Origin of the sequence: Caballeronia arationis, assembly GCF_001544975.2 — a bacterium.
GTDB classification, from domain to species: Bacteria; Pseudomonadota; Gammaproteobacteria; order Burkholderiales; family Burkholderiaceae; genus Caballeronia; species Caballeronia arationis.
This window is the reverse complement of sequence record NZ_FCOG02000034.1, coordinates 64,461-74,066: the sequence shown is the minus strand read 5'-3', so window position 1 is coordinate 74,066 and position 9,606 is coordinate 64,461. Positions and strand designations below refer to the sequence as shown.

Here is a 9,606-nt window from a genome sequence, read left to right as displayed (position 1 = left end):
CAAGCTCCTGCGTCCGCTCCCACTACTGCACAAGCTCCTGCGTCCGCACCCACTACCGCACAAGCTCCTGCGTCCGCACCCACTACTGCACAAGCTCCTGCGCCCGCACCCGTTGCAGCACAAGTCCCCGAAACAACGGCCCCGTCGGAAAGGAAGTTGGATTGGGTTTATACGTATACCGAGGCGAATTGGGCAGGGCGCGATTGGGCTTCAACTGCTTGGTCGGGGTCGACTCCAGCATATCAGGTTAAAGGCACGGACCTTTGTCGCGAAGGCACGATTGCAAACTGCTGGGACAATCGGAAGTCGGGATATCCTGCCGTGCCCGCCTCCCGAACTGACATTAATCGAGAATGCCAGGGTGATAATTGCCCGTCGGAATGGTGCACATACAAGGAGATGAGCGTTAATTTAGCCACTCCAGCGGATAGACTCGCCCCCTCGGGGCGAGTCTATCTCTGCTCATATCCAATTCCGCATTAGAGCGACCAACGCGGGAGAACCCTAAGGAGACCGCGCAGATGGTTTTTATCTCACCGGCAGCGTCGGCCCATGGAATCAGATCGTCGGGGACGATCCGGCCCAGGTCGAAACAGCGATCGAGGAGTATTTCGAGATGGCAACAGCCCGGCGAGCCTGCGAGCAAAATGTGATCGACCTGTTGCAGCGGCGGTGGGAAAATCTGGCGCGATCGTCCGAAAAGGGCTGATTCATTTATGTCAGATCGACCTTCATCCTGTTCGCTAGGGGTCAACCCTTGTGATCCGGAAATCTCTGGCGGGAAGGACATAGTTAGCCTTAACTTCATTTGCGCACAAAAATTTTTCCGTCTTTCGGGGAATGGCCATGCATCGGAACCAGATTTGTAAGTCGTCAGCGTCCCTAATCTGGTTCGGTGTGTTGCTCTTGGGTGGCGTCTCGGGCGAGGCTAAAAGTCAGAACCTGAAGAACGGGCAAGTGTGCTCAGACGGAATGCCGCCAAATTATCCCAACGTGACCGCCGAAAGCAATTTGTGCGCATCTCGTCGCTGTATGCCGGGACCTGGTTCGCCGGGGGAAGACTCGCCTTGGTACTGTATAAACCCGGACTTGAATTGCGCCTACCCAAACAGTGCCGGAGGCGTCCACGGAGACTCGGTACGTATAGGAAGGACGCTGTATGTTTGTCAGCCAGGAAATGGCGGAGGCGTGTCAGGTCCATCGCGTTATGCTCCGGCGAAGTGACGATGACTGAACGTCATGCGATAAGGAAACGCTCGCGCCTCTTGCCCTTGATCCAGAGCGGCTCACGACCGCGCCCACTCCACGTCGCACCTGTCTTCGGATCCTGATACTTCACAGCGACTGGCTTCTTTGCCCCAGCCTTCGTCTTCTTCGCCGGCCCTCGTTTTCCTTTCACCCCGATGTCCGCGACCGTCAGTCCGTACTGAGCCATCAGCGAACTGATTTCCTCAAGCGCGGCTGTCCGTCGCACCCCTTCTTCCTTAGCGATCCGCCCCTGCACCTTCGCCAATTGTTCGCGCAGTTTGTCGAGCCGCGCACTCGGTTGCATTGCCATGCTGTTTCTCCAGAAGAACGCGGGATTGTAGCAACTTGCCAGATCGGGATTCAAAACAAATTCAGACACATATGACTCGCCCGAAGCCATCGAGAGATCGATAGCAAAACCAATCTACTTCGGAGCGAATCATGATCAACTTTGCAAACAACAATTACCACTCGGGCAAGAAAGCAAACAACGGCGCTGCGAAGCGCGGCTTCCTGATCACCGTGTTCTTCATCCTCAGCGGTCTCTCACTCGTCATCGCGGATCACGCTGGACACAACCTGCAGGCGCAGCGCGCAATGACGTCGCTGAAGTAATGAAAGGAAGACGGCATAAAGGGAGGGCTGGCGCCCTCCCGATATGTCGGATACTTCTTTTTTTTTGCTTCTCAGCTTGGCGAAAGGCAAATACGGACCCGCAGCCTCGAGCGCGTAGAAGATCGCTTGTCGAAGGTGTTGCTAGTATGTCAGACATTCCTCCCGATCCCACATCGCCATGAACATCCGAGTCGGCACTGCCAGTTGGACAGACCCTACTCTAATTGCCAGCAAGCGGTTCTATCCGCCTGGCTGCACGAGTGCCGAAGCCCGCCTGCGATTCTATGCGTCGCAATTTCCTCTGGTCGAAGTCGATTCCAGCTACTACGCGATGCCGAACGGGTCCAACTCGGTCCTTTGGACTCAGCGTACGCCCGACCATTTCGTTTTCAATATCAAAGCGTTTAGGCTGTTCACGGGACACCAGACAGATCGCGCGAAGCTGCCGAAAGACATCCAGGCCGCGCTCCCGCCCAGCGACAAAAAGAACCTGTACTACAAGGACACACCCGGCGAAATCCTTCGCGAGCTGTGGCGCCGATACGTGGAGGCGATTGAACCGCTGCGCCAGGCCGGAAAGCTTGGCGCGGTGCACTTCCAATTTGCCCCTTGGCTCGTGAATAACGAAGACGGCCGCGCGCACGTCGAGCACTGCGCGGACGTGATGGAAGGCTTCACGCTCGCCGTCGAATTTCGGCATCGCTCTTGGTTTTCGGAGAAAGCGACCGCATCGACCCTTGCGCTGGAGCGCGAGCGCGGCCTTGTGAATGTCGTAGTCGACGAGCCGAATACTTCTGCCAATTCGATCCCGGCGGTGTGGGAAGTCACGAACCCGAAGCTGGCTCTGATTCGACTGCACGGCCGCAACCACGAAACGTGGAATATCAAGGACGCGTCGGCGGCGTCATCACGATTCAACTACGACTATAACGAGGAAGAGCTGGCGGGATTGTCGAGTCAGATCATCAACATCTCGAAGGCGGTTGAAAGCACACACGTGGTGTTCAACAATAACTGGGAAGACCAGGGTCAGCGAAACGCGAAGACGCTGATGGGCATGCTCGGGAGGGGCGCACTGCGCCCATGATGCAGCCGGCGGCGGGCAACGAAAGAAACGGGCCCGTTATCGCCTTTCGGCATTGCGTTGCCTGTGTCATTTGAGCGGCCGCTTCGATCAAGCAACGGATTTCTCCGATCAACTGTCGTCAACCTCGCTCGCCGCAATGGGGCTGCGCCTCGGGGTATCGATCTAAGCCGTCGTTCAGAAGCGATGAGCTGGTCGCTTGCTATCGTTCTTGATGTGACTTGAGCCCGTTGCCCCAAGCGGATAAGGGGTAAAGTACGCCCATACGAACCAACATGTCGACGCCATGACCGATAGCCCGAATCAAATCTCCGTCTTTATCAGCTATTCGCACAAAGACGAGCGCTACAAGGAAAGTCTCGAAGAACAACTCGCGTCTCTCAAGCGGCGCGGAAAAATATCGAGCTGGTCAGACCGTAGGATAACCCCCGGCACTAACTGGAAGGCCGAGATTGACCGCAACATCGAGAGCGCGGACATCATTCTTCCTTTAATCAGCCCTAGCTTCATAGCCTCTGGATACTGCTACGAAAAGGAACTGGATACTGCTCTGCGCAGGCACGAAGATGATACCGCCCGTGTAATCCCCATCTTTGTGCGACCCGCAGACCTAGCCGAAGAGCCCTTAATGGGTATCCAAGGTCTTCCGAAAGATGCAGTGTCGATCTCCGAATCGCAAAACGAAGATATTGCTTGGCGCGACGTCGCACAAGGCATCCGTGCGGTCGTGGACGAGATGAGAGAGCGGAAAGAGCGACGTTGCCAACTCGGCGAGCTGAGCACCCTCCAAGAAACCTTGGAGGATATGGTAGAAGGACTCGATCGACAATATCATTCTAACGCTGATATTGGTGGCATCTCGACGGGCCTTGTTGACGTGGACAGAACAATTGACGGCCTCCACGCGGGGCAACTTATCACCATCGCGTCCCGGCCCGGTATGGGCAAGACGAACTTGTCACTCGGAATAGCAGGCTATGTAGCAGCCGAGATGGGTATGCCCGTACTTATTTTCTCGACGAAAATAGGGAAGAAGGAAGTAGGTCATAGGCTTCTCACGATCACGGGCCAAATCTCTTACTCTCGGTTCTTGCGCGGACGACTTCTCGACGAAGATTGGAGCCGCGCCGTACATGCCATACAGAAATTACAGGAGTGTCACATGCTGTTAGATGACACCACTGAGCTAAACTTAGCTTCCTTGCGGGACAGTTGTTTAGCGGCAAAGAAGCAATTCGGCGCACTCGGCTTAGTCCTAGTAGACTCCATCACGTATATAAAAGTCGACCCGGGTAACGTTGCACATGAGGACGCAGTAGCGCGTTCCCTTAAGAGCCTTGCCAGGGAACTCAATTGCGCCATTATCGTCACTGCCCCGGTCACACGGTTGTTGGAAGCTCGCCCAAACAAACGGCCCATCCGGTCAGATCTTGGCAATTGGCACGAACTAGGAGATGAGTCCGACCTGCTGGCCTTCGTTTACCGCGACGAGTACTACAACCCCGACACTCCTGATATAGGGGTCGCAGAACTAATCGTCGCCAAAAATCAATACGGTCCGATCGGTGCGGTTCGGCTGTCGTACGATCAAGAGTGCGGCATCTTCTCAAACTTTGCAGGCATTCCACCAACCACGCTAGACAAGGCCGACGAGTAACATACTGAAGTAATTATAAGGAAGACGGCATAGAGGGAGGGCTCGCGCCCTCCCGTTATGACCTTCCTTCTTTTTTTTTGGGTTTCAGCGTGGCGACAAACAAATCCGTACACGCAGCTCCAAAGGGTCGAGCCATTCCATCACCAAGGGATAGACGTCATCCCATCGCAACTTGCCCTCCCCGCATCCGATCATCGGCATGGCGATAGACCGGATCTGATACCTCTCGAAATCGCGCGCCAGTCGTTTCAGACCTTCGTCGATCCAGTGAAGCCGAGATGGGTGGGCCCAGTGACGCTTGGTCGGAAAGCAGACGATCAGTTTCCCGTTCTCCGCTTTCCATACAAACAGACCGCGCGTTGAAAACACCCGCCGGCGGCACGCATCGCGATACGCTGCTTCAAGACCTGGATACCGATGAGCGAAGGCTTTCGCTAAACCCTTGCCCATTGTACCGACTACGTTGACCGGCACAACCAGCGCCTGACAGGCAGAAGCGAAGATGTCTTGCACAGCCACCTGCTCGATCATCACCCCTCCGCCATGCGCTGAATTTCATCAACCACGTCTTCCTGCGTCTTCGCATTGCTCTGCTGACGCTTGAGCGACATCTCCAAAACGAACCGCACGATGTCTGACGGCAGCTCGAGGAACTGGACCAGGTTCAGACCGAAGTGCTTGTACACTTGCCGCTCTTCGAATCGCCGAATCTGCTCGTACAGAAGACCACCCGACGAACTATCTTCCGCCTCACGCATCGCGACCAGTGCGAGCGCGTCATTGTGCCCGGACCGCGAATGGTCGTAAATGCGGTAGGTGGTTTCGTAGCAGTCGCGCAGCGCCAGCTGCACGTCCGAGGAGTTGAGCACCGTGGGTCCGCGCTCCATTGCGGCCCTCAGGGGATTCTCGTCCTCGACTTGCTCGCCAAAGTCTGGCTGCGCGACATGCAACGGTCTTAGTTGCGGAGGGAGATCTGGCTGATTTTCTGTTCGAGCAGGGTAAAAAAAGTCTGCTCGACATTCATCGGCAACAGATGCGGGAAGCGCGGCAACTGCTTCTCTTCCTTCGTGTTCGCCGTCGGCGTAGCGATCACGGCCATCGTCGAATCATCGATGAACTTCTTCACCTCGTCGAAGTACTTGCGGCGCACCTCGTCGTTGCTGGACAGATCGTCGATGATCTTCTCGATGGTCTCACGATCAGTAATGGTCGCGGCACCCGGATGAATCTCGGCGACCCAGTGGATGTACTGACGCATGTTCGTCGCCTTGCCGTGCTGCACGATGAAGTTCGTGCGGCGCTGATCTTCCGGCGGCAACTGGAACGCTTCGTCGACCACGCGCGTGATTTCGCCGATCCACTTGTAACCGGAGATCACGTAGTCGTTAGCCGACGGCACCTTGAGCGTGACGGCGATGTGTTCCGACAACTGAACGCGACGCGGCTGGCCGACCGTGAACTCCGTCTTGTAACGCTTCACTGCATCGGCCGTCATCGTACCGCTGCCACGATGCGCCATGTGCGAGATCTGCCACGGCGTGAGTGCCTTGGTGTCCACGAAGAGGAGCTTGCCAACCGCGAGCTTCTCGCGCAGCATCTTTTCCTCGTTCGTGATCGGATCGAGGTACGGACGAGCGTACTGGAAACCGCGCGGCCAGATCGCACAAGCGAGGCCCCAGAACAGCAGCGGCAGGTCAGGCGTCTCGATCATGGCCTTGATGCGAGCCATGTCCTTCTCCTGGAGCGACGTGTCGTACACGTGTTCCATTGCGAAGTCCAGCAGCCCGCCGTTCAAATAAGAAGCCGTGTTCGCAAACGCAAGACCGTTGGTGGTGCGACCCATGACGATCTTCTCGTCCATGAGGCGACGGTTGAGTTCGAGCAGTGCGATCTCCGACGGGGCCTTGATGGTGATGTGAAAGCCCGAGTGCCAGAGCGGAACCTGGATGGTGCTACCCAGGCCGAGCAGCGCCCGAACTTGCAGGACGGCCTTTTCGCCTGTGAGCAGCTCGCCCGACACGTTCTTGAACGACATCGCACCCATGGCGAGATTGCCGCGCTCGGACTTAACACCCTGACGCCATTCGCTGCCGTCGCGATCGACCGCGGCACGCCATTGATCCTTGTTGGGTGCGCTGATCATGCTTTCGCGCATGTAGTCGACCCATTCACGACCGCTTTCCGTATCGGTCAGATCCAGGTTCGGCATCGCGGCAATCGCACGCGACGCACGATCTTGCGTGTCGGCCTGGCCGATGAGGAACGTGCCGTTGGTGTCCCACTCCCCGTCGAGCGGGAAGAACACCTCAGCGTCCTGTTGAGTGGTTTCCGATTGCGGCAGGTGACCGATGCCGGCGATCTCGACGTCTTCCTGCTTTTCTTCCGGCGTCGACACGGCCGGTTCCTGGTACTCCGTTTCGATCGTGTCCATGCCGAGCACGGCGTCTGCCGGAGCGACGTCCTGGAGAATCATTCCAGGATGTTGATGTTCTTTGTGAACACTCACAACTAACCTCTCTTCTTTCGATTACTGGGGAGCGACTTCGTCGGCCGTGGCCGGCACGCCGACGACCTGACCGACGTTCTCGTCGTTGAAGGTCACATCGGTGATCTGGTTCACGTCGAGCACAGCGGGATCGACAGCGAGCTCCGGCGCATCGCCGTTCAGTTGACCGTTTGCCGAGTGAGCGCGACCGCGAGCAAGCTCAGCCTGGTTCGTCGCTTCGAGGATGTGGTAGACCGTCGGCATGAGGACGCCGTCGTGCTTCTGCATCCACAGGTTGTACTGCTCGAAGATATGGATCGAGTGCAGGACTTCGTCCGGGTCTTCGCTGCCACCGACCTTGCCAGCGTGCAGCGCGCGCAGCTGCTGCAGCTCGTCGCTCAGTTTGCGCAGATCGCTTGCAAACAGCTTGACGTTGGTCTTGAACGTGTCCTTGTCCTCGATGAAGGACATCAGCTCGTTGTCGTTCAGCACCAGGGAAATCTCGGTGTGGCGAAGGAGCATGCCCGACATTTGCTGGTAGACGCCGGTCAGATCGTCCCAGCAGGTGTTCTGCTCGTGCTTCGGGATGTCCGCGCCCGCACGGCACTCGGCGAGGATCCGATCTGCTGCCGACATCGAGAACGAGCCATCGGCCTTCTGCGTCGGCTTGATCGGCTGGTTCACCGACATGTTTACCGAACGAGCGGCAGGCTTACGCTTGCCTTCTGCGATGTCGCGCTGAATGCGCGCTTGACTCTTCTTGGTCATAAGTGAAACGTCCTGAGAAAGTTAGTTGTACTGTTTCTGCGATCCATTATTTGACCGTTCCATTTCCCTGGCTCGATCAGATCGGGTTGGCGTCGATGGTTTTCGCTACAGCATTAATACCGTCGGTATTTTTCTATTTCGGGACTCGCCATTTATGATTGACATCTTGCGGGACTATCTGGCGGGGGCAGCCTCGCCCGAATTCACCCAAACAATTGAAGAAGCGCACGCTGCTCTGGATGCGCTGGAACTGCCGGACTACTCGGACGATTTCGTCGAGATCCTGATGACGGACGACACGACCGATCAAGGTCAGACCGTCCAGCGGATCTACGACACTACCCGAGACATTCTCGTCACGCTGCTCAAGGCAATGGGTGTCGAGCCGAATGACGAGGCACGGGTGAGTCATCTCACGACGCTGCTCTCCGGACTTCATGCGATCGAGTCGTATCAGGATCCGCACATCATCCTTCAGCACTGCGCGATGGACTTGCATCCGGAGGAGCTGCTCGCTGAAGTCCTCTCGGTGACCACCAGTCACACGGCTGAAGAGCTGTTGGTGGACATCCACGCCGTGAGTCAACGCACGATTCGGAAAATCATCGAGATCACGAGCGATCGGGTTGAGCTGGAGGAACCCGAAGATCACGCAGCGGCTCGTCAGAAGTACCTCGATGCGTACCGTCGCTTCAAGAATCACATAGGTGGCCTTGACCTGATCCTGGACCACTACATCGCAAGCGGCATCGACTTCGGCCACCCGTTCATGATCTACGCCAACCTCGTGGGCCGGGCGTTCGAAGGCATGCCGGTGCAGAACATCGCAGCCAACCTCGTGTCGATGGCGATCATCTCGACCGACGGCTTCGAGAGCCCGCGCAGCGTCATCAAGGCGCACATTGAGGACTTCATCAACGACCTCGACATCCTGACCAAGGCCGACATTGCGATCGGTGACTTGCTGCTCAAGTGCGAGATCAAGGAAACGACGGGGATCAAGCATGGACCTCAGTGACTTCGCCGACGTCCCACCCAGGACTTCGTATTGTGGCGTCTACATCATCATCCATGAGCCGAGCGGACTCATGTATGTCGGTAGCTCGGGTGATCTACACACTCGGATCCGGCAACATGAGTGGAACCTTCGAAGAGGTGCGCACCATTGTGCGGCACTCCAGGAAGCCTATCGAGAAAGTCCAGCAATCAGAATAAAGTCGGTGCTAACAGACACGCGAGAAGATGCGTACGACCGCGAACAAGAATTCTTGAATCGGTACTTCGTCGCTGGTCGTGTATTCAACGCGGGTTCGAACGCTCGGAATCCAATGAAGGGCTTGGTCCTCTCAGAAAGGTCGCTTGCGCGAATGAGGGCGTCAGCCGTTGGTCGTGGTCTCGGCGTCGCGAAATCGGCGGAACACAAGGCCAACATTAGCGAGGCCCTCAAGGGATATAAGAAGACGCCGGAACACATTGAGAAGCTGCGTCGGGCGCGAACTGGGAAAAGCCTGACTGACGATCATAAGCAGAAGATCTCCAGAGCTAACCTCGACCGGACTTACTCCGAAGAGCATATCGAGCGCATGAGGAACTTGGGTCGTAAGACTAGCCGACCGGTGAACGTGAAGGGCACTAGGTATGAAAGCCTGCGCGCGGCGTCGCAAGCTTTGAGCTTGTCGCGAGACACCGTCGACCGGCGCGCAAGGTCCGCCGACCCGGCTCATTCGGACTGGTTCTACGAATAGTGAG

At 56.8% G+C, this 9,606-nt stretch carries 10 protein-coding genes; 5 read left to right on the top strand and 5 right to left on the bottom strand.

Going from position 1 to position 9,606, the window contains the following annotated elements:
- Window positions 1-1,237 precede the first annotated feature (1,237 nt).
- Window positions 1,238-1,648: an H-NS histone family protein gene (locus tag AWB81_RS21120; RefSeq protein ID WP_374730501.1), complete on the bottom strand. Its 411-nt coding sequence runs from the start codon at window positions 1,646-1,648 to the stop codon at window positions 1,238-1,240.
- A gap of 41 nt (window positions 1,649-1,689) precedes the next feature.
- Between AWB81_RS21120 and AWB81_RS45785 the strand changes: the two genes are divergently transcribed.
- The 3 genes from AWB81_RS45785 (at window position 1,690) to AWB81_RS21110 (ending at window position 4,604) form a co-directional block, all read left to right on the top strand.
- Complete coding sequence (locus AWB81_RS45785; RefSeq protein WP_159938921.1) at window positions 1,690-1,863, top strand: hypothetical protein; 174 nt, start codon at window positions 1,690-1,692, stop codon at window positions 1,861-1,863.
- A 178-nt stretch (window positions 1,864-2,041) separates the two neighbouring features.
- Window positions 2,042-2,950: a DUF72 domain-containing protein gene (locus tag AWB81_RS21115; RefSeq protein ID WP_062638506.1), complete on the top strand. Its 909-nt coding sequence runs from the start codon at window positions 2,042-2,044 to the stop codon at window positions 2,948-2,950.
- A 283-nt stretch (window positions 2,951-3,233) separates the two neighbouring features.
- Window positions 3,234-4,604, top strand: coding sequence for a DnaB-like helicase C-terminal domain-containing protein (locus AWB81_RS21110; RefSeq protein WP_062638505.1), 1,371 nt, complete (start codon window positions 3,234-3,236; stop codon window positions 4,602-4,604).
- An 84-nt stretch (window positions 4,605-4,688) separates the two neighbouring features.
- On the opposite strand, the gene AWB81_RS21105 is transcribed toward AWB81_RS21110, so the two are convergent.
- The 4 genes from AWB81_RS21105 to AWB81_RS21090 form a co-directional block, all read right to left on the bottom strand.
- On the bottom strand, window positions 4,689-5,135 hold the full coding sequence (locus AWB81_RS21105; RefSeq protein ID WP_062638504.1) for a macro domain-containing protein: 447 nt from the start codon (window positions 5,133-5,135) through the stop codon (window positions 4,689-4,691).
- Window positions 5,135-5,491: a hypothetical protein gene (locus AWB81_RS21100; protein ID WP_062638503.1), complete on the bottom strand. Its 357-nt coding sequence runs from the start codon at window positions 5,489-5,491 to the stop codon at window positions 5,135-5,137. Before AWB81_RS21100 ends, AWB81_RS21105 begins: the two co-directional genes overlap by 1 nt.
- 68 nt (window positions 5,492-5,559) lie before the next feature.
- Window positions 5,560-7,077, bottom strand: a complete 1,518-nt coding sequence (locus AWB81_RS21095; RefSeq protein ID WP_062638502.1) for a hypothetical protein — start codon at window positions 7,075-7,077, stop codon at window positions 5,560-5,562.
- 54 nt (window positions 7,078-7,131) lie between these two features.
- The gene (locus AWB81_RS21090; RefSeq protein ID WP_062638501.1) at window positions 7,132-7,857 is read right to left on the bottom strand and encodes a hypothetical protein; all 726 of its coding nucleotides are present in this window, start codon (window positions 7,855-7,857) and stop codon (window positions 7,132-7,134) included.
- A gap of 25 nt (window positions 7,858-7,882) precedes the next feature.
- Between AWB81_RS21090 and AWB81_RS21085 the strand changes: the two genes are divergently transcribed.
- Both AWB81_RS21085 and AWB81_RS48780 read left to right on the top strand, forming a co-directional pair.
- Window positions 7,883-8,875, top strand: coding sequence for a hypothetical protein (locus tag AWB81_RS21085; protein ID WP_144444160.1), 993 nt, complete (start codon window positions 7,883-7,885; stop codon window positions 8,873-8,875).
- On the top strand, window positions 8,862-9,602 hold the full coding sequence (locus AWB81_RS48780; RefSeq protein WP_062638499.1) for a GIY-YIG nuclease family protein: 741 nt from the start codon (window positions 8,862-8,864) through the stop codon (window positions 9,600-9,602). Before AWB81_RS21085 ends, AWB81_RS48780 begins: the two co-directional genes overlap by 14 nt.
- Window positions 9,603-9,606: the final 4 nt, after the last annotated feature.